The 26,381-nt window shown below is 71.2% G+C and carries 24 protein-coding genes; 15 read left to right on the forward strand and 9 right to left on the reverse strand.

What is annotated here, in order from left to right:
• Positions 1–13 precede the first annotated feature (13 nt).
• Positions 14–1,501, forward strand: a complete 1,488-nt coding sequence (locus tag KFLA_RS12880; protein ID WP_012920228.1) for a S10 family peptidase — start codon at positions 14–16, stop codon at positions 1,499–1,501.
• A 178-nt stretch (positions 1,502–1,679) separates the two neighbouring features.
• Here the strand turns inward: KFLA_RS12880 and KFLA_RS35530 are convergent, their stop codons facing one another.
• Both KFLA_RS35530 and map read right to left on the reverse strand, forming a co-directional pair.
• A complete protein-coding gene (locus KFLA_RS35530; protein ID WP_012920229.1) occupies positions 1,680–2,063 on the reverse strand; it encodes a GNAT family N-acetyltransferase in 384 nt (127 codons plus the stop codon).
• Between the two features lie 61 nt (positions 2,064–2,124).
• Positions 2,125–2,973, reverse strand: a complete 849-nt coding sequence (gene map / locus KFLA_RS12890; protein WP_012920230.1) for a type I methionyl aminopeptidase — start codon at positions 2,971–2,973, stop codon at positions 2,125–2,127.
• Positions 2,974–3,027: 54 nt separating this feature from the next.
• Between map and KFLA_RS12895 the strand changes: the two genes are divergently transcribed.
• A complete protein-coding gene (locus KFLA_RS12895; protein ID WP_012920231.1) occupies positions 3,028–3,216 on the forward strand; it encodes a hypothetical protein in 189 nt (62 codons plus the stop codon).
• A 90-nt stretch (positions 3,217–3,306) separates the two neighbouring features.
• On the opposite strand, the gene KFLA_RS36620 is transcribed toward KFLA_RS12895, so the two are convergent.
• On the reverse strand, positions 3,307–3,945 hold the full coding sequence (locus KFLA_RS36620; RefSeq protein ID WP_012920232.1) for a hypothetical protein: 639 nt from the start codon (positions 3,943–3,945) through the stop codon (positions 3,307–3,309).
• A gap of 12 nt (positions 3,946–3,957) precedes the next feature.
• On the opposite strand from KFLA_RS36620, the gene KFLA_RS12905 reads away from it, so the two are divergent.
• Positions 3,958–4,986 (forward strand): helical backbone metal receptor, encoded by a 1,029-nt coding sequence (locus tag KFLA_RS12905; protein WP_337466627.1) that lies wholly within the window; start codon positions 3,958–3,960, stop codon positions 4,984–4,986.
• 63 nt (positions 4,987–5,049) lie between these two features.
• Complete coding sequence (locus KFLA_RS37925; RefSeq protein ID WP_158307277.1) at positions 5,050–5,226, forward strand: hypothetical protein; 177 nt, start codon at positions 5,050–5,052, stop codon at positions 5,224–5,226.
• Between the two features lie 39 nt (positions 5,227–5,265).
• Here the strand turns inward: KFLA_RS37925 and KFLA_RS12910 are convergent, their stop codons facing one another.
• Entirely contained in the window at positions 5,266–5,763 is a 498-nt protein-coding gene (locus tag KFLA_RS12910) for an NUDIX hydrolase (protein WP_012920235.1), read from the reverse strand.
• Positions 5,764–5,881: 118 nt separating this feature from the next.
• Here KFLA_RS12910 and KFLA_RS12915 point away from each other — a divergent pair, with 118 nt between their 5' ends.
• Entirely contained in the window at positions 5,882–6,790 is a 909-nt protein-coding gene (locus KFLA_RS12915) for an aldo/keto reductase (protein ID WP_012920236.1), read from the forward strand.
• Between the two features lie 7 nt (positions 6,791–6,797).
• Here KFLA_RS12915 and panB read toward each other — a convergent pair whose 3' ends face one another.
• Together panB and KFLA_RS12925 are read right to left on the reverse strand one after the other, a co-directional pair.
• Positions 6,798–9,185, reverse strand: coding sequence for a 3-methyl-2-oxobutanoate hydroxymethyltransferase (gene panB / locus KFLA_RS39650; RefSeq protein WP_012920237.1), 2,388 nt, complete (start codon positions 9,183–9,185; stop codon positions 6,798–6,800).
• Positions 9,186–9,340: 155 nt separating this feature from the next.
• The gene (locus KFLA_RS12925; protein WP_012920238.1) at positions 9,341–11,113 is read right to left on the reverse strand and encodes an NAD+ synthase; all 1,773 of its coding nucleotides are present in this window, start codon (positions 11,111–11,113) and stop codon (positions 9,341–9,343) included.
• Positions 11,114–11,250: 137 nt separating this feature from the next.
• Between KFLA_RS12925 and KFLA_RS12930 the strand changes: the two genes are divergently transcribed.
• Together KFLA_RS12930 and KFLA_RS12935 are read left to right on the forward strand one after the other, a co-directional pair.
• Complete coding sequence (locus KFLA_RS12930; RefSeq protein ID WP_237706790.1) at positions 11,251–12,435, forward strand: DUF418 domain-containing protein; 1,185 nt, start codon at positions 11,251–11,253, stop codon at positions 12,433–12,435.
• Positions 12,436–12,479: 44 nt separating this feature from the next.
• Positions 12,480–12,857: a hypothetical protein gene (locus tag KFLA_RS12935; RefSeq protein ID WP_012920240.1), complete on the forward strand. Its 378-nt coding sequence runs from the start codon at positions 12,480–12,482 to the stop codon at positions 12,855–12,857.
• A 3-nt stretch (positions 12,858–12,860) separates the two neighbouring features.
• Here KFLA_RS12935 and KFLA_RS12940 read toward each other — a convergent pair whose 3' ends face one another.
• Positions 12,861–13,223 (reverse strand): nuclear transport factor 2 family protein, encoded by a 363-nt coding sequence (locus KFLA_RS12940; protein WP_012920241.1) that lies wholly within the window; start codon positions 13,221–13,223, stop codon positions 12,861–12,863.
• A 56-nt stretch (positions 13,224–13,279) separates the two neighbouring features.
• Here KFLA_RS12940 and KFLA_RS12945 point away from each other — a divergent pair, with 56 nt between their 5' ends.
• Together KFLA_RS12945 and KFLA_RS12950 are read left to right on the forward strand one after the other, a co-directional pair.
• Entirely contained in the window at positions 13,280–13,747 is a 468-nt protein-coding gene (locus tag KFLA_RS12945) for a hypothetical protein (protein WP_012920242.1), read from the forward strand.
• Positions 13,744–14,745, forward strand: a complete 1,002-nt coding sequence (locus tag KFLA_RS12950; protein ID WP_012920243.1) for an HTTM domain-containing protein — start codon at positions 13,744–13,746, stop codon at positions 14,743–14,745. Before KFLA_RS12945 ends, KFLA_RS12950 begins: the two co-directional genes overlap by 4 nt.
• Here the strand turns inward: KFLA_RS12950 and KFLA_RS12955 are convergent.
• On the reverse strand, positions 14,671–15,075 hold the full coding sequence (locus KFLA_RS12955; RefSeq protein ID WP_012920244.1) for a hypothetical protein: 405 nt from the start codon (positions 15,073–15,075) through the stop codon (positions 14,671–14,673). The two genes, KFLA_RS12950 and KFLA_RS12955, sit on opposite strands and share 75 nt — an antisense overlap.
• 124 nt (positions 15,076–15,199) lie before the next feature.
• Between KFLA_RS12955 and glnA the strand changes: the two genes are divergently transcribed.
• The 3 genes from glnA to KFLA_RS12970 all read left to right on the forward strand — a co-directional run bounded on the left by glnA (position 15,200) and on the right by KFLA_RS12970 (position 21,382).
• Entirely contained in the window at positions 15,200–16,540 is a 1,341-nt protein-coding gene (gene glnA / locus KFLA_RS12960) for a type I glutamate--ammonia ligase (RefSeq protein ID WP_012920245.1), read from the forward strand.
• 124 nt (positions 16,541–16,664) lie between these two features.
• Entirely contained in the window at positions 16,665–17,744 is a 1,080-nt protein-coding gene (locus KFLA_RS12965) for a HupE/UreJ family protein (protein WP_012920246.1), read from the forward strand.
• Positions 17,741–21,382: an outer membrane protein assembly factor BamB family protein gene (locus KFLA_RS12970; RefSeq protein ID WP_012920247.1), complete on the forward strand. Its 3,642-nt coding sequence runs from the start codon at positions 17,741–17,743 to the stop codon at positions 21,380–21,382. Before KFLA_RS12965 ends, KFLA_RS12970 begins: the two co-directional genes overlap by 4 nt.
• A gap of 55 nt (positions 21,383–21,437) precedes the next feature.
• Here KFLA_RS12970 and KFLA_RS12975 read toward each other — a convergent pair whose 3' ends face one another.
• Entirely contained in the window at positions 21,438–21,902 is a 465-nt protein-coding gene (locus tag KFLA_RS12975; RefSeq protein WP_012920248.1) for a hypothetical protein, read from the reverse strand.
• A gap of 130 nt (positions 21,903–22,032) precedes the next feature.
• Here KFLA_RS12975 and KFLA_RS12980 point away from each other — a divergent pair, with 130 nt between their 5' ends.
• The 3 genes from KFLA_RS12980 (at position 22,033) to trmB (ending at position 26,381) form a co-directional block, all read left to right on the forward strand.
• Positions 22,033–25,017: a bifunctional [glutamine synthetase] adenylyltransferase/[glutamine synthetase]-adenylyl-L-tyrosine phosphorylase gene (locus KFLA_RS12980; RefSeq protein WP_041289304.1), complete on the forward strand. Its 2,985-nt coding sequence runs from the start codon at positions 22,033–22,035 to the stop codon at positions 25,015–25,017.
• 85 nt (positions 25,018–25,102) lie between these two features.
• Complete coding sequence (locus KFLA_RS12985) at positions 25,103–25,621, forward strand: SigE family RNA polymerase sigma factor (RefSeq protein WP_012920250.1); 519 nt, start codon at positions 25,103–25,105, stop codon at positions 25,619–25,621.
• A gap of 64 nt (positions 25,622–25,685) precedes the next feature.
• A complete protein-coding gene (trmB, locus tag KFLA_RS12990) occupies positions 25,686–26,381 on the forward strand; it encodes a tRNA (guanosine(46)-N7)-methyltransferase TrmB (RefSeq protein WP_012920251.1) in 696 nt (231 codons plus the stop codon).

A 26,381-nucleotide genomic window follows, 5' to 3' on the forward strand; every position in this document is an offset into this window, starting at 1 on the left:
TAGGGTGCTGCGCATGGCTGAGCAAGCACCTGCGAAGAACACTCCGGACACTGAAGCGGTTCCGGCGCCCGGCGGGCCCGTGGACGATCTGGTCAGCACGCAGCACGTGTTGACCATCGGCCGGCGGAAGCTGCGGTACACGGCGACCGCCGGCCGGGTCGTGCTGCGGCAGGAGGTGCTGACCGAGGGCAAGTTCGACGGGCACCTGCCGCGGGCGGAGGTGTTCCTGACGGCGTACACGCTGGACGGGGCCGACGCGGGCCGGCGGCCGGTGACGTTCGCGTTCAACGGGGGGCCGGGGTCGTCGAGCATCTGGTTGCACCTCGGACTGCTCGGTCCGCGCCGGGTGGTGTCCGGCGATGCGGGGGAGCTGGCGCCGCCGCCGTACGGGCTGGTGGACAACGCGGAGACCCTGCTGCAGCACAGCGACCTGGTGTTCATCGATCCGGTCGCGACCGGGTACTCGCGCGCGGTCGAGGGCGAGAAGCCGGGGGAGTACCACGGGTTCACCCGGGACCTGGAGTCGGTCGGCGAGGTGATCCGGCTGTGGACGTCGCGCAACGGGCGGTGGATGTCGCCGAAGTTCCTGGCCGGGGAGTCGTACGGCACGACCCGGGCGGCCGGGCTGGCGGCGCACCTGCAGGACCGGCACGGGATGTACCTCAACGGGGTGATGCTGATCTCCGCGGTACTGGAGTTCGGCACGCTGGACTTCACGCCGGGCAACGACGTGCCGTTCGCGCTGTTCCTGCCGTCGTACGCCGCCGTCGCGCACTACCACGGGCTGCTCGGCGATCGGGAGCTGACGGACGTGCTGGCCGACGCCGAGCGGTACGCGGCCGGCCGGTACCCGTACGCCCTTGCCCAGGGCAACCGGCTGCCGGCGGACGAGCGGACCGAGGCGATCACCCGGCTGGCCGGTCTGACCGGGTTGTCGCCGGACTACCTCGACCGGGTGAACCTGCGGATCGAGCACACCCGGTTCTTCGCGGAGCTGCTGCGGTCGCGCCGCCAGGTCGTCGGCCGGCTGGACGGCCGGTTCACCGGCTGGGACGCCGACGCCGCCGGCGAGCAGTCCGTCGACGACCCGTCGTTCCGGGCGATCACCGGCCCGTACACGGCGGCGCTGAACCACTACGTGCGCGCGGAGCTGGAGTACCTCAACGACCTGCCGTACGAGGTGCTCAACAGCCAGGCGGCGAAGGACTGGTCGTTCAAGGAGTTCGAGAACAACCACGTGACGGTGGCGGACAAGCTCGCCGAGGCGATGCGCGCCAACCCGTACCTCAAGGTGCACGTCGCCTCGGGCCACTACGACTGCGCGACCCCGTACTACGCGACCGAGCACACCCTGGCCCGCCTCCAGCTCCCCGACGACCTCCGCCCCAACATCGAGGTCCGCTACTACCCGGCCGGCCACATGATGTACGTGCACGAACCGTCCCGCGTCCAGCAGTCCGAGGACCTCGCCGCGTTCGTCCAGGCAGCCTCGAACCGATGACGCCGTACTCCGGGCGCCTCCGTGGGATCGCGCGGGCGGCCCGGCGAACTTTCAGGGGTTGACCCATCACAAGCAGGGTTGGCCCGCCAGAATTCCGTAGGCCAACCATGCACTTGGTGGGTTGGCCGCTGAGAGTTGCGGCGGTGGTCAGGTCGATCAGCAGGGCAGGTGGCGGGTTTCAGCCGGGGTAGATGCGAAAGCCCTGGTAGGTGCGGTGCGGCAGGGACTTGTAGAAGTCCCCAGCGGTGTCGGTGACGAGGTCGATGCGCAGGGCGCCGGTGAGTGGGGCGGCGTACTCGAGCAGGGCGCGGCCGATGCCGCGGCGACGGTGGTCGGCGCGAACGGCCAGCATCGACAGGTGCGCCTGGATGTGCCCGTCGCTCTGCAGGTAGGCGAAGCCGACGACCTCGTCGTGCTCGACCGCGACGACGGTCGTCACCCCGGGCGCGGTGAGCACGGCGTGCGCCCGCTCGGTGTTCTCGGACAGGCTCGGCCAGTCCTCGGCGGCGCAGATCGCCTGCACCCCGGGCAAGTGCGAACGCTCGTACCGCGTGACGTTCATCGTCGCGCCTCGCTCCCGCGGCGGGACCGGTCTCCCGGCTCGCTGCCTCGCCCGGCGAGGATCACGGCAGCGTGAGGACTTCGGCGCCGGTATCGGTGACGAGCAGGGTGTGCTCGAACTGCGCGGTGCGCGACTTGTCCTTGGTGGTCGCGGTCCAGCCGTCGTCCCACAGGTCGTAGTCGTAGCCGCCCAGCGTCAGCATCGGCTCGATGGTGAACGTCATGCCGGGCTCGATCACGTCGTCGAACCGCTCGTCGTCGTAGTGCGGAATGATCAGCCCGGAGTGGAACGCGGTGGAGATGCCGTGCCCGGTGAAGTCGCGGACCACGCCGTACCCGAAGCGCTTGGCGTAGGACTCGATCACCCGGCCGATGATGCTGACCTGCCGGCCCGGCCGGACCGCCTTGATGGCCCGGTTCAGCGCCTCCTCGGTGCGCTCGACCAGCAGCCGGCTCTCCTCGTCGACGTCGCCGACCAGGAAGGTCGCGTTGGTGTCGCCGTGCACCCCGTCGAGAAACGCGGTGATGTCGACGTTGACGATGTCGCCGTTGTCCAGCGGGCGGTCGTCGGGGATGCCGTGGCAGATCACCTCGTTCACCGACGTGCACAGCGACTTGGGATAGCCCCGATAGCCCAGCGTCGACGGGTACGCACCGCGCTCGACCAGGTACTCGTGACCGATCGCGTCCAGCTCGTCGGTGGTCACCCCGGGCTTGGCGGCGGCGCCGACGGCCTGCAACGCCCGGGCGGCGAGCCGGCTCGCGACGCGCATCTTCTCGACCACTTCGGGGGACGTGACGTACGAACCGTCGTACGGCGTCGGCGCGGGCCGGTCCACGTACTCCGGGCGGGCGATGGAGGCGGGAACCGGGCGGCGCGGCGAGATGATGCCGGGACTCAGAATCGACATGGTGGTTTCATTCTAGATAGGTGCGACAACTTCACCGGGAGGTGGTCAGCCGAGATGGCCGACGATCACAGCAACGAGTGGTACTACTGCCTCAAGCACCACAAGGTCGAGCCCTACGAAGGTGACAAGGCCTCCGAGCGGCTCGGGCCGTACAGCTCGCCGGAGGAGGCGGCCCGGGCGCTCGACAAGGTGCAGGAGCGCAACGAGGCCTGGGACAACGACCCGAACTGGAACGACGACTGACCACCCGCGGCCGCTGAGAACGGCGGCGCCGACCGTGCCGAGGGGCACCACCGGGATCCGGTGGTGCCCCTCGCTCGGTGCTCGAGCCGATCAGGCCTTCGTGGCCGGCGCCTTGCGGGCGGGGGCTTTGCGGGCGGTGGTCTTGCGTGCGGTGGTGGTCCGGGCCACCGTCGCGCGGGTGGCCGGGGCCTTCTTCGCCGCGACCTTGCGGGCCGGGGCCTTCTTCGCGGCGGCCTTCGTCGCCGGCGCCTTCTTGGCCGCGACCTTCTTCGTGGCGACCTTCTTCGCGGCCGGCGCCTTCTTCGCCGCGACCGTCGCCGGGGCCTTCTTCGCGGTCGTCTTCGTGGCCGGGACCTTCTTCGCGGTGGTCTTCTTCGTGGTGGTCCTGGTGGCCGGGGCCTTCTTGGCCGTCGTCGCCTTCTTGGCGGCGGCCTTCGTCGTCGCCGTCTTTGTCGCCGCGGTCTTCGTGGCGGTGGTCTTCTTCGCCGGCGCCTTCTTGGCCGCCGTCGTCTTCACCGCGGTGGATTTCGTGGCGGGCGCCTTTTTGGCGGGCGCCTTGGAGACCGCCTTCTTGGCCGCACTCACCTTCTTCGTCACTGCCTTCTTCGCTGCGGTGACCTTGCGCGCGGCGGTCGTCTTCGCGGCCGTGGCCTTCGTCGCGACAGTCTTCTTGGCGGGAGAAGCCTTTTTGGCTGTCGCCTTCCCTGCGGCTGCCTTCTTGGCTGGCACTCTGCCTCCTTGGTGCGGCTGAGGAAAACCACGGTGGATTCCTCGTCGTCACCGATGATGACAACACTTGGGAGCCACGTAAAGCACCTGTTAACCCAGTACGTCAAGGCGTCCGGGCGGCGAATTCGGGCGGTATTGCCGAAAATCCTTGCGCAGAAGGGTTTCCGGTGCCCGCCGAGCATCCCCGACGGCGCCGAAGAAATGTTGGCGACACGCGCACCAGCAGCCCACTTCGGCGCGTTTTCTGCCACGTTGTCCATGGCAACGTCTCTGCGAACGATCGGATCCACCGCGGTGCGCACACTGCTCGACGACCAGCAAAACCCTGTCCTGCTGCCGGCCACGCCGACCCGCGTGGTGAGCATCGTGCCGTCGTTGACCGAGTCCGTCGCGGCCACCGACGCGCGTTTGCTGGTCGGTGCGACGGACTGGTGCACGCATCCCGCGGACCTCGAGGTCACCCGGGTGCGCGGTCCGAAGAATCCCGATCTGGAACGCATCGCCGGGCTCGCGCCGGACGTCGTTCTCGCGAATGCCGAGGAGAACCGCGCGGTCGATCTCGACGCACTGCGCGCGGCCGGAATCGCGGTGTGGGTGACAGCACCGGCTACCGTCGGCGAAGCACTGGATTCGCTGGACCGAATGCTGTCGGCCATCACCGGTTCCAGCCCGTCCTGGCTCGGCGCCGCGCGGGAGACCTGGCGCACGCCGTACGCCGGTCCGCGCCGGCGGGCGGTGATTCCGATCTGGCGGCGGCCGTGGATGGCGCTGGGCCGGGACACCTTCGCCGGCGATCTGCTGGCCCGGCTCGGCATCGACAATGTGCTCGCGGATTCCGCCGAGCGTTATCCGCGGATCGAGCTCGACGCTTTACCGCCGTACGACCTGGTGGTGCTGCCGGACGAGCCGTACGCGTTTTCCGCCGACGACGGGCCGGAGGCCTTCGCGGCGCCGGCTCTGTGCGTTTCCGGCCGGCACCTCACCTGGTACGGACCGTCGCTGGTCGAGGCCCGGGCGGTGCTCAGCGGACAGCTGGCGTGAGCTGCACCACGAAGAGTGCGCCCGTCACTGGACGGTTAGGTCAGCCTCACCTATCCTCCAAGCGTGCCGTCGATGACCGCGAAGAAGAAGTGCTGCAAGGACAAGCCGAGGTGCAAGAAGTGCCCGGTGGTCCTCAAGCGGCTCGCCGACGCCGGCTGCGCCGAGCGGATCGACCTGCGGCACTACGACGTGGACAAGAAGATCAAGAAGAAGGTGCTCAAAAAAGCCCGCGAGCGCTGAGCGTTCGGGGGAACCCGGCTGCGCGCCGGCAGCTGCCGGTCAGGACGCCTCGCGGAGGTTGATCGCGGCGACGGCCAGCCGCAGCAGCCCCGGAATGGTGACGTGCGCGGCCTGACCGGTCGCCTCCAGTGCGTCGGGGTGCCACCAGCCGTGCGCGCTGATCGTCTGCAGCTCGAGCGCCTCCTGGTTGGCGAAGGTCACCTCGACGGCGTCCACGCCGACCGCGAAGAACGTCTGGTGCTGGATGATCCGGCAGCCGCCCCACTCGAACTGGATCGTGTTGGTTGCCACCGGCTCCCCGAGCGCCTCCGGCGGCAACAGGATGCCGACTTCCTCACGCAGTTCCCGCAGACCGGCCTGGATCACCGTCTCGCCCGCCTCGACGCCGCCACCGATCGTGAACCAGTACGGCGTTTCCGGCTTCAGTGGGTCCCACCCGTGCAGCAGCAGCACCTTGCCGTCCGGACGGACGGGCAGGACGCGAGCCGTCGTACGGCGGACGACGGTGCCGGATGGGGGCAGGCGCGAATCTGTCACAGGTCAAAACGGTAGACGGAGTGTCCCCGTCCGTGACTGCTCGTACGGCGCGTCTCGCCGCGGCCGGTTCCGGCCCAGCGGCGGCCGAACGGCTGGGGCGCGGTGAGACGATCGCGGTATGACTGCGCGCATCGGGCTCGGGCTGGCTGCCCTCGGCCGTCCCGGCTACCTCAACCTCGGGCACGACGAGGACCTGCCGCCGGGCCGCACGGTCGACGCCCTGCGGCACCGGACGCACGAGCTGCTCGACCAGGCGTGGCAGGCCGGGATCCGGTACGTCGACGCGGCCCGTTCGTACGGTTTGGCGGAGGCCTTCCTGGGGGAGTGGCTGGCCGCGCACCCAGGCCGGCGCGAGCAGCTCACGATCGGTTCCAAATGGGGCTACACCTATGTCGCGGACTGGCGGCCCGATGCCGAGCAGCACGAGGTGAAGGACCACTCGACCGCGACCTTCGAGCGGCAGTGGCCGGAGACGCTGGAGGCCCTCGGCGGACCGCCGGACTTCTACCTCGTGCACAGCCTCACGTCCGACAGTCCTGCGCTGGGTGACACGAAGCTGCTCGACCGTCTGGCCGAGCTCGCGGACACCGGCGTCCGTGTCGGTCTGTCGACCAGCGGGCCGCGCCAGGCCGAAACCCTGCGTGCGGCGCTGAGGCTCGGCGGCCCGTTCACCGCCGTTCAGTCGACGTGGAACGTGCTCGAACCGTCCGTCGGTCCGGCCCTGGCCGAGGCGCACGACGCCGGCTGGTTCGTCGCCGTCAAGGAAGCCGTGGCCAACGGCCGCCTGACCACCCGAGCCGGCGACACCGCGTTCGCCGCCTTCGCGGCCCAGCACCACGCCGCCCCCGACGCCGTGGCGATCGGTGCCGCCCTCGCCCATCCCTGGGTCGACGTCGTCCTGTCCGGTGCCACCACCACCGGACAACTCGCCAGCAACCTCACCGCCACCGCCGTCGAAGCTCCGACGGAGTTCGCCCGGTCGCCCACGGAGTACTGGACCGAACGCGCAGCCCTGCCCTGGACCTGATCCGGGGTCAGAAGGTGTGTTCGTCGGCGGGGAAGGTGCCGGTGGCGACCTCGGCGGCGTAGGTGGTGGCGGCCTGGGTGAGGATGCCGCGCAGGTCGGCGTACTGCTTGACGAAGCGCGGCATCGGGCCGGAGCGCAGGCCGGCCATGTCCTGCCAGACCAGCACCTGGGCGTCGGTGTCGCGGCCGGCGCCGATGCCGATCGTGGGGACCGGGATCCGCTTGCTGATCTCCGCGGCGACGTCGCCGGGAACCATCTCCAGGACCACCGAGAAGGCGCCGGCCTCGGCGAGCGCGACCGCGTCGTCGATCAGGCCGGCTGCCTGGTCGCCGCGGCCCTGCACGCGGTACCCGCCGATGCTGTGCTCGCTCTGCGGGGTGAAGCCGATGTGCGCCATCACCGGGATGCCGGACCGGGTCAGCTTCTCCACCGCCGGGACGACGGTACGGCCGCCCTCCAGCTTGACCGCCTGCACGCCCGCTTCCTTCATGAACCGGACGGCGGTGTGGAAGGCCTGCTCGGGCGACGCCTGGTACGAACCGAACGGCAGGTCCGCGACGACGAGCGCGCGCTGGGCGGCGGTCGCGACGGCGCGGGCGAGCGGGATCAGCTCGTCGACCGTGACCCGCAGCGTGCTCTCGTAGCCGTAGACGTTGTTCGCCGCGGAGTCGCCGACCAGCAGCACGGGAATGCCCGCCTCGTCGAAGATCTCGGCGGTGTACTGGTCGTACGCCGTGAGCATGGCCCACTTCTCGCCGCGGTTCTTCAGGTCCCGCAGGTGGTGAATCCGGTACTTGCGCGGCCGCTTGCCGGGATCGCCCGGCGCCGAGCTCGCGCCGGCCGCTCCGGAGGTGCTCGAGCCTGGTGCGGAGGGCAACGAGTTGGTGGGGGCGGTGGCGGTCCGCTCTGTCGCGGAAGTCCGCTCCGTCGCCGAAGGAGCGGCGGTCGCCGGCGTGCCGGCGTCGCTCACCCCGGGTTGCGCCCGGCGGGCTCGATGGGCGATCGGAGCCTCGGCCCTGACCTGGCTGGGCGCGTCCTGCTGGACGTCGGCGCGGCGACGGGCGCCGATCGGACGGCTCTCGGGCACGTTGCTCTCGTACTCCGCGCTCGGGTCGGTGGGGTAGCCGTTGACCGCCGCGTTCGACTGGTTCGACGGGGGCTGCGGCGGCGCCGGGCGGTCGGCCGGTGGGCGCTGCCGGCCGGGCGGTGCCGTCGGGGCGGACGAGGCGGGGACGGCCGGCTGGGTGCCGGTCGACTGCTGGGCGCTGCTCGGTCCGCCGGCGACCGGCGAACCGCCCGCTGCTGTGCCGCCGGTCGGCGAGCTACCAGAGGGCGAACCTCCGGGCTGCGAACCACGGGGCTGAGACCCTGGTCGGGAGCTGCTCAAGCCGTTGCTGCCACTCAGACCGCTGCCACTGGCCAGACCGTTGCTGCCACTCAGCCCGCTGCCGCTGCCGCTGCCGAGGCCGTTGCCTGCCAAGCCGTTGCCGCCCAGGCCGTTGCTGCTCAGCCCGTTGCTGCTCGGGCTGCTGGAGCTGAGGCCGTTGCTGGACGGAAGGCCGTTCGACGGCGGTGGCGGCGGGGGAGGCGGCGTCGGGGCGGCGCTGTTCCAGCCGTTGCCGCTGGTGCCGTTGGAACCGTGCTGGGTCAGGCCGTTGGCGCCGTTGCCACCCGGCGGCGGGCCGGCCGGGCGAGGCGCGGGCGGCGGACCACTCTGCGGCTGCGGTGGTCCCGGGCGGTGCGCCGGAACGCCGTTGCCGCCTTCCGGACCTCGCCGCTGCGGCTCGCCGGGACCGGTGGCAGCGAACGGACTCGGCCGCCCCTGCTGCGGCGCGGGCGGTGGCGTTTGCGGTTGTCCGGGTTGCGGCCGGAACGGGCTCTGCTCCTGGTACGCCGACGGCGCGAACGGCGACTCGTCGTACCGGTCGCGACCGGCATCGCGCCCGGACTCCCGTGCGGCCTCGCGCCCAGCGTCGCGACCGGCCTCGCGGCCCGCGTCGTAGTAGCCGGGCCGCGCGGACTCGTCGTACTGGTTCGGCCGCGTCGGCTCGTCGTACTGCGGCGCGCGCTGCGGTTCGGCGTACTGGCCGGGGTAGCCGCGGTCCTCGGCGGGCGGCGGCCCGGGCAGGAACGGCGGCTTCGGCACGTACGGCTGCTGCGGCACCGGGCCGCGTTCGTAGCTGCGCGGCGCGTTCGGCAGCGACGGCGCCGGGTCGAGCCCGTCGAGCGAGGTCGCGCGGTCCCGCCAGCCGTCGCCGGCGTCGTCCCCGGCGTAGCCGTACTCCGAGCGGTGCTGCTCCTCGGTTGTCCGGTTCTTCGGTCCGGTCCCGTACGGCGCCGGCAGCTCGTCCTCGGCGTCGCCGTTGGTACCGGCCGACGAGAAGTTGTCAACCATGGCCTCATCGTCCCACCGTTGCGGAGGGTGAGCGCCACCGGTCGTGGGTGAGTGATCGCTCACAGCATCGGCGGGCAGGCCGGAACGACCGGAACCCTCGGCGAACAAGGAGTCCCAGCCGGTGTCGGAGGACGGGCGGTTCCGCCAGGATCCGGTCAGTGCTCGGCCGCCTTCCTGGCGTCCTCACGCCACGCGTTCGTGATCGGCAGCCGCCGGTCACGCCCGAACGCCTTGTGGCTGAGCTTCGGGCCCGGCGGAAACTGCCGGCGCTTGTACTCCGCCTTGTCCACCAGCTGGATCACCTTGCTGACCAGCTCCGGGTCGAACCCGGCGGCGACCAGCTCGGCACTGCCGCGGTCCTGCTCGACGTAGTCGTCGAGCATGTCGTCGAGCAGGTCGTACGGCGGCAAGGAGTCGGTGTCGACCTGGCCGGGCCGCAGCTCGGCCGACGGCGGCTTGGCGATCGCGTTCTCCGGGATCGGGGGCTGCAGTCCCTTCGCGACGGCGTCGGCGTTGCGCCACTTCGCCAGCCGCCGGACCAGGGTCTTCGGCAGGTCCTTGAGCGGGGCGTACCCGCCGACCGCGTCGCCGTAGATGGTCGAGTAGCCCACGGACAGCTCCGACTTGTTGCCGCAGGCAAGGACCAGGTGGCCGTCCGCGTTCGACAGGCCCATCCAGATCACCGCGCGGACCCGGGCCTGCAGGTTCTCCTCGGCCAGCCCGGTCAGGCCGAGGGTGTCCAGGAACGGCTGCACCATCGGCTGGATCGGCACCACCCGGTAGTTCAGCCCGGTCCGGGCCGCGAGCTCGGCGGCGTCGTCCTTGCTGTGGTCGCTGGAGTACACGCTCGGGTTGGAAACGCCGACCACGTGCTCGGCGCCGATCGCGTCGCACGCGATCGCGGCCACCAGTGACGAGTCGATGCCGCCGGACAGGCCCAGCAGCACCGACGTGAACCCGTTCTTGTGCACGTAGTCGCGCAGCCCGGTGACGATCGCGGCGTACAGCTCGGCCTCGTCGGACAGCCGCGGCGCCTGCGCGACCGCGATCGGCTCGTACGCCGGCAGCGGTTCCTCGTGCAGCACCGTGTGCACGATCCGGATGCCCTCGTGGGCGTCGACCGGGATGCCGGTCGCGGCCGGCAGGTCCAGGTCGACGATCATGCTGCCGTGCTCGAACTGCGGCGCCCGGGCGAACACCTTGCCCTCGGCATCGGCGATCAGCGAGTCGCCGTCGAAGACCAGCTCGTCCTGGCCGCCGACCAGGTTCACGTAGGCCAGCGGGCAGCCGGCCTCGCGGGCGCGCCGGCTGACCAGCTCGCCGCGCACGTCGTCCTTGTTCGCCTCGTACGGCGAACTGTTGACCACCAGCAGCAGCCCGGCGCCGGCCGCGCGGGTGACGGCGACCGGACCGCCGTCCTGCCAGAGGTCCTCGCAGATCACCAGCGCCACGTCGACGCCGTGGATCCGGACGACCTGCAGGGTGTCGCCGGGAACGAAGTGCCGGAACTCGTCGAAGACGCCGTAGTTCGGCAGGTGGTGCTTGACCGCGCTGGTGACCACCTTGCCCTGATGGATCACCGCGGCCGAGTTGGTCGGCGAACCCTTCGGGCGGCCGAGCCGGTCGACGCCCATCGCCGTACCGGTCGCGCGGTCGAGGTAACCGCAGACCACGACGATGTCGCCGAGACCCTCGTCGGCCAGCCGGCGCGCCAGCGTCTGCACCTTGGACTGCGAGGCGTCGACGAACGAGCCGCGCAGGGCCAGGTCCTCGACCGGGTAGCCGGTCAGTGCCAGCTCGGGAAAGGCGATCACGTGCGCACCGCGCTCGACGGCGTTCCGGGTCCAGGAGACGATCTTGTCCGCATTCCCGTCGAGGTCGCCGACCGTCACGTTGAGCTGGGCGAGGGCAAGCCGAAGCTGAGGCACGGGGAGCACCCTACTGGTAATGCCGCGGCGCCCACAGCGACTCCGCCGATCCAGGCCGGGACTTAACAAGACCAAGGTTTCCGGCGGCAATACTTTGCGTGGACGCGCTGCGCACCGGTCAGCTTTTGACTGGTCCGGTGACGACTTCTCAAGGGCCGACCGCGGTGGCCGAGCGCGCGGTCGGGCCGGACCTGGCCCGCGGCTTGATGCTGCTGTTCATCGCGCTGGCGAACTCGCACTACTTCCTGCGCGGACCGTCGGTGCTCGGCGGCTTCCCCCAGGACGGCTCGGGCATCGACCGGGTCGTCACCTGGGTGATCGCGACCTTCGTCGACGGACGGGCGTTCCCGATGTTCGGGCTCCTGTTCGGGTACGGCGTCGCGCAGCTCGTCCGGCGGCAGAGCGGGACCGCCTGGGCGATCAGATTCCTGCTGTGGCGGCGCAGCCTGGTGCTGGTCGTGCTCGGTTTCCTGCACGCGATGCTGCTGTACGTGGGCGACATCCTCGGCGCGTACGGCGTACTGCTGTTCATCGGGGTGTGGGCGATCCGGTGGAAGGACCGGTGGTTGCTGGCTGTCGCCCTGGTCGTGCTCGCGCTGACGGCGTTGCCGGGCGACTCGTCGCTGTCGATCAGCGCGGATCCGCCGGACCGGTCGATGCTGCCGCCGGACTTCGGGACTCAGCTCGCCGAGCGGATCGTGGTCCACCCGTTCATCGCGCTGCTCGGGCCGATCGGCTTCGCGGCGCCGTTCCTGATCGGGCTGTGGGCCGGCCGCCGGCGCATCCTGGAACGGCCCGCCGAACACCTTCGCCTGTTGCGGATCACCGCTGTCGCGGGAGTCGCGTTCGCCGTCGTGGGCGCCCAGCCGGTCGCCCTCATGCTGGCCCGGACGATCGCCAAGCCCACCGGAGACACGCTCAGCCTGATCGGTCCGCTGCACGACGTCAGCGGGATGCTCGGCGGTCTCGGGTATGCCGCGCTGATCGTCCTCGCCGCCAGGCGTCTGCGGCGAGGACGGGTGGTCGCCGCCGTCGCCGCGACCGGCCAACGCTCGCTGACCTTCTACCTCGCGCAGTCCGTGGTGTGGGCTGTGGTGTTCACGCCGTACCTGCTCGACCTGTCCGACGAGTTGACGATCACCACGACCGCGTTGCTGGCCACGGCGACCTGGCTGACCACCGTGTGGGTTGCTGACCGGATGCGCCGGGCGGGCCACCGGGGACCGTTCGAGGTGCTGGTCCGCCGCATCACGTACGGCTCGGCAGCGACGGCCGATCGCCGGTCCGACGGCGTGTCGGCTCGGCCGGAAGCCGGGCGCTGACGGACGATCCGGCAGTCAGCCGCAACCACAGCACGGAGTACGCAGTGAACCTCAGCCTTGCCGACCAGGCGACCCTGCCGGACCTGTCCGACCAGGAACGTCACCTGCTGAACCTGGTGGCGACGCCGGCCGCGACCCTGCTCGGCCTGGTCGCCGACGCCCTGCGGACCCGGCTGTTCGGCGACGACCCGGTGACCTGGGTCGACGGATGGCAGACGAACCCGTCGACCGCCCGGCTCGAGTGGCAGGACGGGCCCGAGGTCGCCGAGGTCGTCGAGCACCTCGCCGCCCGGCTGGTCGAGGACACCGTGGAAGGTGTGCCCGGCCTGCGCGCGGTGACGACCACCGACACCCACGCACAGCTGGTCTGGCTCGGCGGAACCACCCCGGTCGCGCTGCACCTCACCCGCCTCGACGGCTGAGCTTCAGCCCAGGATGCTGGAGTCCACTTCCTGGGTGTACGACGTGATCGCGGTCAGGTGGCCCTGGGTGAACTCGAAGATGTCGCAGGCCGACACGAACGACGACTGCCACTTCTTGTCCACGTACCGGGTGACCGTGTCGATCACAACCGCGTCGGCGTTCGCCACGGTCTTGAACCGCAGCACCTGACTGGTCGTCTGCGCGAGCTGCCCCAGCGCCGTCTCACACGCCTGCACCACCTGCTCCCGCCCCTCCAGCCGAGCCGCCCCGACCAGGGTCCAGGTCACCTCGGGGTGCAGAAACGGATACACCTCGGAGAAGCGGTGCGCCGAGAACGCCTCCGCCACCTGCAGAATCGTCGCCATACCGGGATCCTCTCAGGTCCCGGTCAGCGCGGAAGCGGGCTGGTGGGTGGTGTGTAATGGCGGGCGTGACGAAGGGTGACGTGCGGCTCGGGCGGGGTGGCAAAGGGCTGCGGGTGGTGGTGGCCGTGGTCGGGGTCGGGCTGCTGGTGAACGGGTCCGTGCGGATGACCGACGACGTGTGGCCGTTCGGGCCGATGTCGCAGTACGCGATGACGGTGCCCGACGACGCGTCGATCACGTTCACCCGGATCACGGCGCTGACCGACGCGGGAACCAGCGTGGACGTGCCGCTGAACATCGAGGGCGCCGGCGTCGCGCGGGCTGAGATCGAGGCGCGGACCGGGGAGATCGTCAAGGACCCGTCGTTGCTGCAGCAGGTGGCGGACGGGTGGGCGCGCAAGCATCCGGACCAGCCGAAGTACGTGAAGCTCGAGCTGATCCGCGACACCACGCAGCTGGTGGAAGGACGCGTTGAAGGGCCGCCGACGGCCGAGGTGCTGGCGACCTGGCAGGTGCGCCGATGAGCGCCGCGAGCGTGGTGGAGACGGCACCCGCGGGCACGCCGTCGCGACTCGGCCGGGTCACGAACTGGTTCACGCCGGCGATCGCGCTGGGGCGGATCGCGTGGCTGCGGACGATTCTCTACCTGTTCGTCATTCTCGACATGCACGCGTTCGTCCGCGACACCCGGCTCAAGGGCGAGCACCCGGGGCTCTACCAGCCGTTGTTCCTGGCCCGGCTGTTCGACCTGCCGAAGCCGTCCGTGGCGAACACCACCACCCTGTACGTCGTCCTGATCGTGTTCTGCCTGCTCGGTGCCAGCAACCGGTTGCCGCGGCTGGCGGGCTGGGTCGTCGCCCCGGCGTTCACCTGGTGGGTGCTGATCGGGATGAGCGACGGCAAGGTCGACCACGACCACCTCGCGCTGGTCGTCGCGCTCTGGGTGCTGCCGACGGTGAAGCCGGTGCAGAAGGGCTTCAAGGCGTACGGCGACCAGACCAGGTCCGAGGCGGCCGGCTGGGCGATCCGCTGCGTGCAGATCAGCGTCATCTCCACCTACTTCCTCTCCGCGGTCGCCAAGCTGCGCAGCGCGGGCTGGGTCCTGAGCTGGCCGGGCAGCGCGATCTTGACCTGGGCGATCGTCCGACGGCCGCACCCGGTCGGCGAGTGGCTGCTGCATCACCCGGCACTGCTGCAGGTCATGCAGTGGGTTGGCTTCATCGGTGAGTTGCTGTCACCGGTCGTGCTCTGGCTGAAGGGCCGCTGGCAACTCGTCGGCGCGCTGTTCTTCATCGGCTTCCACGTCGCGAACACCGCGATCCTGCTGATCCACTTCCTGCCGACGGTGGTCTGCTGGCTGGCGTTCGCGCCGCTGGAGCGGATCGTGCCGTGGTTCCGCCACCGCCGCGGCACCGCCGACCCGGCCGCGACCGAGGGTGAGCCCGGCTCAGCCCGCGACGCCGGAGAGCCCGAAGACCAGGCCGAAGATCGCCGGCAGTCCCAGCAGCAGGCCGGCGCGTAGCCGGAACCGCCGGCCACCCGGGCCCGGCGTCCGGACCACCCGGGACAGCACCGCCCCGGCGTACCCGAAAACGAGCGCCGCGAGCAGGATCTGCTGGGTCGGCAGGGTGCCGTCCTCATGGGTCAGCCCGAGGGTGACCAGACCGGGGCAGCAGAACGCGAACATGCCGAAACCGAGCTCGGGGATCGGCAGCCAGCGGCGGCCCAGCACGTCGAGCTCGGCCGGGCGCCGGCGCTGCACCGAGCGGACGAACCGCGCGGTGCTGAGCAGCAGGTCGCTCGTGCAGAGCAGGGCGGCCACGATCAGGGCGGCGTGGAAAATCGTCTGCACCGGGAGAACGTTAGGCCCTCCGGCGCGCGATGTCCCGGCCGGCACGTAACGTCTGCTTAACAGAGTCGGGGCACACTGTGTGAGGCCCGGCACGGGTTGGCATCGAGGAGAGGTGGATTCGCCGATGGACAAGCAGCAGGAGTTCGTGCTGCGCGCGCTCGAGGAGCGCGACGTGCGGTTCGTCCGGCTCTGGTTCACCGACGTGCTCGGGTTCCTCAAGTCGGTGGCGGTGGCGCCGGCCGAGCTCGAGGGCGCGTTCGCCGAGGGCATCGGCTTCGACGGCTCCGCGATCGAGGGTTTCGCCCGGGTGACCGAGGCCGACATGCTGGCCAAGCCGGACCCGTCGACGTTCCAGATCCTGCCCTGGCGGGGCGAGACGATGGGCACCGCGCGGATGTTCTGCGACATCAACATGCCGGACGGCTCGGCCTCGTTCGCCGACCCGCGGCACGTGCTGAAGCGGACGCTGTCGAAGGCGGCCGACCTGGGCTTCACCTTCTACACCCACCCCGAGATCGAGTTCTACCTGTTCAAGTCGCTCACCGGCGCGCCGGGCACCTATCCCGAGCCGGTCGACTCCTCGGGCTACTTCGACCACACCCCGCAGGGCATCGGCAACGACTTCCGCCGCGAGGCGATCACGATGCTGGAGTCGATGGGCATCTCGGTCGAGTTCAGCCACCACGAGGGCGGGCCGGGCCAGCAGGAGATCGACCTGCGCTACGCCGACGCGCTGAGCACCGCGGACAACATCATGACCTTCCGGGTGGTGGTCAAGGAGGTCGCGCTCAGCCAGGGCATCTACGCCTCGTTCATGCCCAAGCCGCTGAGCGACCAGCCGGGCTCGGGCATGCACACCCACATGTCGCTGTTCGAGGGCGACCGGAATGCGTTCTTCGAGGGCGGCGCGCAGTACCAGCTGTCCAAGACCGGGCGGGCGTTCATCGCCGGGCTGCTGCAGCACGCGGCCGAGATCACCGCGGTGACCAACCAGTGGGTGAACTCGTACAAGCGGCTCGCGGTCGGTGACGAGGCGCCGTCGTTCGTCTCCTGGGGCCACAACAATCGGTCCGCGCTGGTCCGGGTGCCGATGTACAAGCCGCACAAGGGCCAGTCCAGCCGGGTCGAGTTCCGCTCGCTGGACAGCGCCGCGAACCCGTACCTCGCGTTCGCGCTGATGCTGGCCGCCGGGCTGAAGGGCATCGAGGAGGGCTACGAGCTGCCGCGCGAGGTCGAGGACGACGTCTGGTCGCTGACCGACCGCGAACGCCGCGCGCTCGGCATCAAGCCGCTGCCGAGCAGCCTCGCCGAGGCCATTCACGCGATGGAGGACAGCGAGCTGGTCGCCGAGACGCTCGGCGAGCACGTCTTCGACTTCTTCCTGCGCAACAAGCGGGTCGAGTGGCAGGACTACCGCAAGCAGGTCACGCCGTTCGAGCTGAACAAGCTGCTGCCGGTGCTCTGAGCCCCGCGCCGCCCCTGGTCGGCGCGACCCGGTCGCAGATAGTGACCGGTGGCCGTGTGATGGCGTCGGACAGTTTCCTGAGCCGTCACTCATCGGCCACCGGGAGCGCGTGGGATGGGGTCCCATGCGCCGCTTGCTGGCTTGTGCCGGACTGCTGCTGTTCCTGATTCTCGCGGCGGTTCCGACCGCCTCCGCCCACGTCATCGCGTCCACCGGCTACTCGACCGTTCACCAGGACGGCCGCCAGGTGAGCTACCGGCTCAGCCTCGAGTACGCCGTCCTGGCGCGGGCTGTCGATCTCGGCGCGCCCGCCTCCGACGACGGCCAGCGAGCCCGCGCCCTCGACGCCGCGAAGCCCGCACTGGAGACCTACCTCGACGAGCGGGTGGTCGTCTCCGTCGACGGCGCAGCCTGCGAACCCCACCTGGCGAGCACCTCGGTCGGAGCCCGAGCCGGTACGCCGTACGCGGACCTCGGGCTGACCTACGCGTGCCCGGGGGAGCAGGGCGTCTTCCGCCTCCAGTACTCGGTGTTCGCCGAGGCGGAGGCCGTGGCCGACGACCACACCAACCTGGTCGAGTTCCGCTTCGGCGACCAGTCCGGCCGGACCGTGCTGGACCGCTCGCACGACGACTTCACCGTGGGCGACAGCAGCACCGCGTCGGCCGGTCTGCAGTACGGCAAGTTGGGTGTGGAGCACATCCTGCTCGGCACCGACCACGTGCTGTTCGTGGTGGCCCTCATCCTCGGCGCGACCAGTCTGCGGTCGCTGCTCCAGGTGATCTCGATGTTCACCCTGGCGCACAGCGTCACGCTGGTGTCCACCCTGCTGGGCGGGGTGAGCGTGCCGGCCGTGGTCGTCGAGCCGCTGATCGCGCTCTCGATCGCTTTCGTCGCGGTCGAGAACCTGCTCGGCTCCACCCGGCACCGGCTGCCGGTGGTCTTCGGCTTCGGTCTGCTGCACGGCCTCGGCTTCGCCGGGTCGCTGCGCATCACCGACGAGCTCAGCCCCGACCTGCTGGTGTCGCTGCTCAGCTTCAACCTCGGCATCGAGGCGGGCCAGGCGTTGCTGCTGCTCGCCGTGTTCCCGCTGGTCCTGCTGGTCCGCCGGAGCCGGTTCTCGGTTCCGGCGGTTCGTTCGGCGACCGGGGTCGTCGCCGCCTCCGGCCTCTTCTGGTTCGTAGAAAGGTTCTTCCTGGCATGATCCGCCCGACGCGCACCCCGGCCGACCGGCCGCCCACCACCCGCTGGCACAAACTCCTGTACGGCGTCACCGGCGGCCTGGCCGCGCTGGTGATCGGCGTCCCGCTGACCGGGGTGATCGCCGACGCCGTCGACGCGCCGAGCGCGACCGTCACCGGCACCGTCTTCGTGGACGAGGACGCCGACCACCGGCAGGACGCCGGCGAGAAGCCGCTGGCCGGGGTGAGTGTCTCCGACGGCCAGCAGATCGTCGTCACCGACGCCCAGGGCCGGTACGGCCTCACCATCGACGTCGAACGCCGCAACGCCGACCTGGTCTTCGTCACCCAGCCGGCCGGCTACTCGGTCGGCACCGACGACGCGATGACGCCGAGGTTCTGGCGCAACCTCGGCCAACTCGCCGCGGGTGACACCCGGAAGGTGAACTTCGGCCTCCGCAGGGACAAGGTGTCGGCCGGCGGCGGCTTCACCTTCGGCAACGTCGCCGACCCGCACGTGAACGCGCAGCTGCCGGAGCAGATCACCGAGATCAACGCGACCCGGCAGGACCTGGCCTTCATCCAGGTCAGCGGCGACCTGACGAACAACGCGACCGACGCGGAATTCGAGTTCTACAAGGCCAGTACGGCGAACTCCAAGGTCCCGGTCTGGCCGGCCGTCGGCAACCACGAGTACGCCGCCGGCGCGACGTACGCGGCGCGGATCGACAACTACCGCCGCCACGTCGGCCCGGAGTGGTACTCCTTCGACTACGCCGACCGGCACTTCCTGGTGCTGGAGAACAACGGCGCGGCGCCGTTCGCCGAGCAGCTGGAGTGGGTCAAGGCCGACCTGGCCCGCAACGCCGGCCGGGGCAAGCGCCTGGTCGTGCTGACCCACCAGCCGATGAACGTGCCGTTCGGCTCGCCGTCGGTCTACGACGAGTACGGCAAGGTGCTGGAGCAGTACCGGGCCGAGCTGATCCTGGTCGGTCACGAGCACTCCAACGACGTCGAGCCGAACAGCGCGTTCGCCGGCACCGCGAAGCACATCCAGACCGCGTCCAGCTCGTACACCATCGACAACTCGCCGCGCGGGTTCCGGTTCGTGCACATGGACAACAAGTCGTTCGACAACCCGTTCCGCCTCTACGGCGCCGAGAAGGCCCTCACGATCGTGTCCCCGGCGCCTGGCACCTCGGTGCCGCTGGACCGGTTCCCGGGCATTCAGGTGAACGCCTACGACACCACCGACGCGCCGGTGAAGGTGCGGTACCGGCTGGACAACCGCGGCTGGAAACAGCTGCGCTCGACCGGCGAGTTCACCTGGTACGCCGACCTGCCGGGCGGCACCAGGACCGGCAGCCACACCCTGGAGGTGGAGGCGGCCGACAAGACCGGCGCCACCTGGCGGGGGACCTCGAACTTCACCCTGACCACGGACAGGGCGATCCGGCCGGCCGCCGGTGCCGACTGGAATCAGCACCACGGCGACGCCGCGCACAGCGGGGTCGCGGCGGCCAAGGTGCCGGCCGGCCAGCGGCTGGCCTGGTCGTACCGGACCGAGGGCACGTTCCTGACCGGCTCGCCCGCGATCGTCGACGGTGTCGTCTACGTCGGCACCCGGGACGAGAACGGCGACGGCAACAGCGCCCTGCACGCGGTTGAACTGGCCACCGGCAGGAAGCTGTGGACCTACCCGGTCCCGTCGTCGGTGCACGGCAGCGTCGCGGTTTCGGGCGGGTTGGTCTACGTGCCGACCCTGCGGGGCACCCTGTTCGCGGTCGACGCGAAGACCGGACAGCTGAAGTGGCGCAACGACCCGCAGGCCGCGCCGGCGGGCACCAACCAGCGCACCTACGGGTACTACGGCGTGACGGTTGCCGACGGCAAGGTGCTGTTCCCGTACCAGACCCGCTTCGGTGAGGCGGCGGCCGGCATCCTGCTGGCGCTGGACGCGAAGACCGGCCGGCGGATCTGGGGCACCCCGATGGCAGGCAACACGATGAGCGACGGCACTCCGGCGGTGGCCGACGGGCGGGTCTACGTCGGCAACCAGGACGGCAGCATCGTGATCGCCTACGACCTCGCGACCGGCCGGAAGTTGTGGACCGGGACCGACACGCTCGGCGGCTGGCAGGACGGCGTACCGTCGGCCGGCGGCGGCAAGGTGTACATCGGGTCGAACAACGGCATCGTCGCCCGGGACGGCGCGACCGGCGCGGTGCGCTGGAGCTACACCAGCACGCACCCGTCGCTGGTGAACGGTGGTGCGACTCCGTCGGCGGCGGCGATCAAGGACAACACCGTCTACATGTCCTTCCCCAGTGGGGCGGTCACCGCGCTCGACGCCACCACCGGCGCCGTGATCTGGGACCAGTTGCTGCCGGGTTCGCTGTACCGGGGTGGTTCCTTCACCTCGCCGGCGCTGGCGGGCGACACGCTCTTCGTCGGCGCGAACAGCGGCGGCTTCTACGCCCTGGACGCCCTGACCGGCCAGCCCCTGTGGTCGCAGAACATCGGGACCTGGGTGTCGGCCGGCCCGGCAGTGAGCGGCAACACCGTGGTCGCGGGCGCCTTCGACGGCAACCTGTACGCCTTCACCCCGGGTGGCCCGTCGGCGACGCCGTGGCCGGTGGTCTCCGGCCGGGTCACCCGCAAGGCCGACGGCGCACCGGCCGCCGCGACGACGGTCAGCGTGGTCCGCGACGGGGCCGCGATCGGCCGCACCACGACGGATGCTGCTGGCAACTACCGGGTCGCGCTGCCGCAAGGGCCCGGCACGTACACCCTGCAGGTCGCACAGCTCGGGTACGCCACCGCGGCGCGGGAGGTCGAGGTCGGGCCGGGCGGAGCCAGCGGTGTGGACCTCGAGGTGTCACCGGTCGCCGTCGACGCGAGCATCGGCAAGCGGCTGCCCAGCGGCCTGGTCGAAGGCGGACCGGCGGACGTGGTGATCGAGAACCGCAAGCTGGCGCTGGCCGTCGCCAAGGCCTACAACGATCCCCAGCTGAACCAGTCGACCACCGGCAAGGTGCTGGACCTGGCGATCACCGGCCAGCCGGACCAGCTCGACTGGATCAACCTGCCCTACGTGAGCACGGCCGAGCCCGTCGGCGGCAACGCGTGGCAGCAACTGCAGACCCGCTCGACCGACGTACGGATTGTCGAGAACACCGGCTCCAGGGCGGTGGTCCGGGTGACCGGCATCTCGGCGGAACACCCCGGACTGAAGATCGTCACCACCTACACGGCGACCGCCGACGAGCAGTTCGTGACCGCCGACACGACGTTCAGCAACGAGTCGGCGGCCGGGCTCTCGGTCTGGGCCGGCGACGCGATGGACCACGACGGCCCGGGCTCGCGGTCGGCGGTCGCCGGCTTCCCGGCGATCACCAGCGGCGGCCCGTTCAGCCAGGTGCCGACGGCGAAGCGCTGGATCGGGCAAGCCGGAACCAGCCCGGACAACCAGACCTACGGCCTGGTCTACAGCGCGGCGAGCGGACCGTTCACCGGCTACTCGCAGAGCAACTTCACGATGAGCAAGTTCAAGCTCGACCTGGCGGCCGGCGCCGGCCACACGATCAGCCGGCGCATCGTCGCCGTCTCGAACGGCGGCGCCGCGGACAAGTTCGCCGTGCTCGACCAGTACGCGTACTGAGCAACGACCGGACGACCCGGCGGCCTTCATCGGTCGCCGGGTCGTCGGGTAACGCTCAGCTGACGGCGGCGGTTTCCGGGGTGGTCCAGCGGGCGGCCGCCGTGGAGTGGCGGTAGGGCGCGTCGGCGGTGAGGCCGGTGATCGAGGTGTCGGCGGCCCGCGGCTCGGCCACGGCCGTGCCGTCCGCGGCCAGCGCGCTGACCTCTTCGACCGTGAAGAGGGCCACCGGGCGGACGCCTTCGGTGACCACCACGATGCAGCCGGGCACCACCTGCTGGGCGCGGTGGCCCTGCCCGGGCACGAGGATGCCTTCGGCAACCGCTCGCCAGGCGCCGGGCGCGAACCCGCGCAGCGCGATGCCGACCTGGCCGTCCTCGGCCGTGCGTGGTGGCAGGTAGGCGGTGGCTGTGTAGTCGTAGTCGTAGTCCGGCTCGGGCGGCCCGGACACTCGCCCGCCCTGCTGGGGCGTCAACCAGACCACCGTGCCCCGAACAGCGAGCGACCCCGTCATCATGACCATGACCAGCCATCATGCCGGTCACGGACCGCTTTTGCCAGGCCACCGCGTGTGTTGACCGCAATCGGCCCGTGACGCCGCCGCGACGTGCCTGCCGCGCGACCGTGCCCGGCGTACTCGGTAGCCTGCGGGGGTGGCGGAGTCGCGGAAGGTGTCGAGCGAGGGGCAGCTGGTCCGGCGGGGATTCGCGGACCCGCGGCGGGCGGCGAAGATGCTCGACCAGCTGGACGCCCTGGACGCGCACACGCCGATGGCGACCGACCAGCTGATCACCTCGCTGTCCGAGTCCGCCGACCCGGACCTCGCCCTGCTCGGCCTGCTCGGGCTGGTCGAGGCGCTGGACCAGCACGAGTTCGACCTGCCGGCGTTCGCCCGGACGCTGGACATGGACGGCGACTTCCGCCGCCGGTTGTGCGGCGTACTGGGGGCCAGTGAGGCATTGGGGCGGCACCTGAGCGTGCACCCGCGGCACTGGTACGACCTGGCCGACCCCGCGCTGGCCGGGACCAACCCGGGCCCGGACGACGTGGCAGCCAGGCTGGCCACCGCTTTCGACGCGGAGAACCCGGTCGACGCGCTGCGGGTCGAGTACCGCCGGCTCCTGCTCCGGCTCGCCGCCCGGGACCTGGCCGAAGGCCTGCCGGTGGACGAGGTGGCGACCGTGCTGGCCGACCTGGCCGGTGGCGCGCTGGAGACGGCGCTGCGGATCGCCCGCGACGACTACTTCGGTCAGCACCCGGAGGCCGCCGACTGCCGGCTCGCGGTGATTGCCATGGGCAAGTGCGGCGGCCGCGAACTGAACTACGTCAGTGACGTCGACGTGCTGTTCGTCGCCGAGCCGCTGGAGAACGAGCCCGAAGCGCCCGCGCTGAAGACCGCCACCCAGCTGGCAGCCGCGGTGATGAGGATCTGCTCGGCCCACACCCCCGAGGGCACGCTCTGGCCGGTCGACGCCGCGCTGCGTCCGGAGGGCAAGTCCGGCCCGCTCGTCCGCACCCTCGACAGTCATCTGGCGTACTACCAGCGCTGGGCGAAGACCTGGGAGTTCCAGGCGCTGCTCAAGGCCCGGCCGGTCGCGGGCGATGCCCAGCTCGGTCAGGCGTACGTCGAGCAGACCGGCCGGCTGGTCTGGTCGGCCGCCGACCGCGAAGGCTTCGTCGACGACGTCCAGGCGATGCGCCGCCGGGTGGTCGACCACATTCCGGCGGCCGACGCGGACCGCCAGCTGAAGCTCGGGCCAGGCGGCTTGCGGGACGTGGAGTTCGCCGTCCAGCTGCTGCAGCTCGTGCACGGCCGCAGCGACGACAAGGTGCGCAGCGGGACGACGCTGGTCGCGCTGGAGCAGCTGACCACCTCGGGCTACGTGGGCCGGACCGACGGGGCGACCCTGGCGGACGCGTACCGGTTCCTCCGATCGATGGAGCACCGGATCCAGCTGTACCGGCTCCGGCGTACGCACCAGGTGCCCGAGCAGGAGGACGACCTGCGCCGGCTCGGCCGGTCGCTCGGCTTCACCAAGAACCCGGTGGCCGACCTGACCGCGGCGTGGAAGAAGCACGCGCTCGAGGTCCGGCGGCTGCACGAGAAGCTGTTCTACCGGCCGCTGCTGGCCGCGGTCGCCCGGATCCCGGGCGAGGAGGTGCGGCTCACCCCGGAGGCGGCGAAGCAACGGCTCACCGCGCTCGGGTACGCCGATCCGGCGTCGGCGCTGCGGCACATCGAGGCCCTGTCCGAGGGAGTGTCGCGGCGGTCGTCGATCCAGCGCGCGCTGCTGCCGGCGATGCTCGGCTGGTTCGCCGAGTCGCCCGACCCGGACGCGGGACTGCTCGCCTTCCGGACCATCTCCGACTCGCTCGGCTCCACCCCGTGGTACCTGCGCCAGCTCCGCGACGAAGGCGCCTCCGCCGAGCGGCTCGCCCACCTGCTCGCCAGCGGCCGGTACGCCGTCGACCTGCTGCAGCGCGCACCCGAGGCGACGGCGATGCTGGCCGACGAGCGCGAGCTCGTGCCGCGCGGCCTGGAGGCGCTGCAGGCGGAGATGTCCGCGGCGGCCCGCCGGCAGGAGCAGCCCGAAGCCGCGGTCGCGGCGATCCGGGCGGCCCGCCGGCGTGAGCTGTTCCGGGTCGCGGCCGCGGACCTGTCGTCGCTGCTCGACGTCGAGGCGGTCGGCGAGGCGCTGACCACGATCTCGGTCGCGACGCTGACCAGTGCGCTCGAGGTGGCCCGGCGCACGGTCGCGAAGGGCGGCGAGCAGCCGACCCGGATGGCGATCGTGGCGATGGGCCGGTTCGGCGGCCACGAGCTGAGCTACGGCAGCGACGCGGACGTGATGTTCGTGCACGACCCGGTGCCGGGCGCGTCGGAGAAGGCCGCCACCGACTTCGCCACCCAGGCCGCGACCGAGCTGCGGCGGCTGCTCGCCCTGCCCGGCGCGGACCCGGCCGTTGCCGTCGACGCCGATCTGCGGCCCGAGGGCCGGCAGGGGCCGCTGGTCCGCACGCTCTCGTCGTACGCCGCGTACTACGCGCGCTGGTCGGCGGTGTGGGAGGCGCAGGCGTTGCTCCGCGCCGATCCGCTGTGCGGTGATGCCGAGCTGTGCGGCGCGTTCCGGGACCTGATCGACCCACTGCGCTACCCGGCCGGCGGCGTCGCCGAGCGGGACGTGACGGAGATCCGCCGGATCAAGGCGCGGGTCGACGCCGAGCGACTGCCGCGCGGGGCCGACCCGGCGACGCACACCAAGCTCGGCCGCGGCGGCCTGGCCGACATCGAGTGGACCGTGCAGCTGCTGCAGCTGCGGGAGGCGCACCGGGTGGAGGGACTGCGGACCACCCGTACCCTCGGGGCGCTGCGGGCGGCCGTCGATGCCGGACTGGTCGAGCGCCGAGAGGCCGACGTCCTGCGGGACGCGTGGCAACTGGCGACCCGGATTCGGAACGCGATCATGTTGGTGAGGGCCCGGCCGGGCGACTCGCTGCCGCGCAACCCCCGGGACCTGGCCGCGGTGGCGCAGATCTGCGGCTTCCCGGCGGGGGAGACGAGCCGCTTCTCCGACGAGTACCTGCGCCGGACCCGCCGCGCCCGCAATGTCGTGGACCACCTCTTCTGGGGCGACTAGGGCCGACCGCGAGGCCGGTGAAAGCGTCGTGAAAGGTCCGTGGGCGACCCTGGAGCTCTGAGGGCGACGCTGGGGGCGATCGGAGATGACGGAGCTGCCGGGGGACAGCGCCGCGGACTTCACCGAGTTCGTGGTGCGGCGGTACGGCGCGTTGCTGGGCACCGCCTACGGACTGACGCGGGACCGTGGCCAGGCCGAGGACCTGGTCCAGACCTCTCTGGCCAAGTGCTGGGGGAACTGGGACGCCATCCGCGCCGAGGACCCGCTCGCCTACGTCCGGAAGGTGATGGTGAACACCTACCGGGCCTGGTGGCGGGTCAAGAAGGGCAAGCAGGAGTACCCGACCGAGCACCTGCCGATCCGGCCGGCGCTCGTCGACCACTACGCCAGGATCGAGCGCGACGAGGTCCTGGTCGCGGCGCTCGGTCGATTGCCCGGCCGGATGCGGATGGTCGTCGTGCTGCGGTATTTGGGGGAGCTGAGCGAGGCCGAGACCGCCGAGGCCGTCGGCTGCGCAGTCGGCACGATCAAGAGCCAGACCAGCCGGGCACTCGCGCGGCTACGCGTCGACCCGACCTTGCACGAGTACCGCTGCAGTGCCTGACCGGCGCCGATGCTGGTGTCCGCCGGGCGGCTGGGGCCGGTTCGGTGGCCTGTAAGTTGTACCGGTGGAAACGGTGGATCAGGTGCGGCAGCCGGGCGTGTTCAGCCACGTCCGCCGCAGCGTGCGGATGACGGTCGGGCAGCAGCGGGTCTGGGAGACACGCTGGCCCGAGCTCGGCCGCAAGCTGGCGGAGCTGCCGCCCGGTGAGCTCGACCTGGCCGCCTGGTTCGGCCGATCGGCGCCGGTGGTGCTGGAGATCGGCTCGGGCATGGGAGAGGCGACCGCGCAGCTCGCGCAGGCTGCGCCGGAGGTCAACCACCTGGCCGCGGAGGTCTACCCGGCCGGGCTCGGGCAGCTGATGCTCGCGGTCGAGAAGCACGAGCTGACCAACGTGCGGCTGCTGCACGGCGACGCGCTCGACTTCCTGCGCGACCACGTCACGCCGGGTTCGCTGGACGGCGTCCGGATCTTCTTCCCGGACCCGTGGCAGAAGAAGCGGCACCACAAGCGGCGTCTGGTGACCGGCCCGTTCGTCGGTCTGGTCGCCTCGCGCCTGCGCCCGGGCGGGACGTTGCACCTGGCCACCGACTGGGCCGACTACGCCGACCAGATGCTCGCCGTCTGCTCGGCCGAGCCGCTGCTCACCAACCAGTACGAGCGATGGGCGCCGCGGCCTTCGTGGCGACCGCTGACGAAGTTCGAGTCGCGGGCACACGCCGAGGGCCGCGACTGCCGCGACCTGCTGTTCACCAGGGCCTGA

The sequence above is a fragment of the Kribbella flavida DSM 17836 genome, from assembly GCF_000024345.1.
GTDB lineage: Bacteria > Actinomycetota > Actinomycetes > Propionibacteriales > Kribbellaceae > Kribbella > Kribbella flavida.

Bases quoted from the DNA above. Each gene is read 5' to 3' on its own strand.
- KFLA_RS12880 (WP_012920228.1), top strand. From the start codon at position 14: ATGGCTGAGCAAGCACCTGCGAAGAACACTCCGGACACTGAAGCGGTT.
- KFLA_RS35530 (WP_012920229.1), bottom strand. From the start codon at position 2,063: ATGAACGTCACGCGGTACGAGCGTTCGCACTTGCCCGGGGTGCAGGCG.
- map (WP_012920230.1), bottom strand. From the start codon at position 2,973: ATGTCGATTCTGAGTCCCGGCATCATCTCGCCGCGCCGCCCGGTTCCC.
- KFLA_RS12895 (WP_012920231.1), top strand. From the start codon at position 3,028: ATGGCCGACGATCACAGCAACGAGTGGTACTACTGCCTCAAGCACCAC.
- KFLA_RS12915 (WP_012920236.1), top strand. From the start codon at position 5,882: ATGACTGCGCGCATCGGGCTCGGGCTGGCTGCCCTCGGCCGTCCCGGC.
- panB (WP_012920237.1), bottom strand. From the start codon at position 9,185: ATGGTTGACAACTTCTCGTCGGCCGGTACCAACGGCGACGCCGAGGAC.
- KFLA_RS12940 (WP_012920241.1), bottom strand. From the start codon at position 13,223: ATGGCGACGATTCTGCAGGTGGCGGAGGCGTTCTCGGCGCACCGCTTC.
- KFLA_RS12945 (WP_012920242.1), top strand. From the start codon at position 13,280: ATGGCGGGCGTGACGAAGGGTGACGTGCGGCTCGGGCGGGGTGGCAAA.
- KFLA_RS12950 (WP_012920243.1), top strand. From the start codon at position 13,744: ATGAGCGCCGCGAGCGTGGTGGAGACGGCACCCGCGGGCACGCCGTCG.
- glnA (WP_012920245.1), top strand. From the start codon at position 15,200: ATGGACAAGCAGCAGGAGTTCGTGCTGCGCGCGCTCGAGGAGCGCGAC.
- KFLA_RS12965 (WP_012920246.1), top strand. From the start codon at position 16,665: ATGCGCCGCTTGCTGGCTTGTGCCGGACTGCTGCTGTTCCTGATTCTC.
- KFLA_RS12970 (WP_012920247.1), top strand. From the start codon at position 17,741: ATGATCCGCCCGACGCGCACCCCGGCCGACCGGCCGCCCACCACCCGC.
- KFLA_RS12975 (WP_012920248.1), bottom strand. From the start codon at position 21,902: ATGGTCATGATGACGGGGTCGCTCGCTGTTCGGGGCACGGTGGTCTGG.
- KFLA_RS12985 (WP_012920250.1), top strand. From the start codon at position 25,103: ATGACGGAGCTGCCGGGGGACAGCGCCGCGGACTTCACCGAGTTCGTG.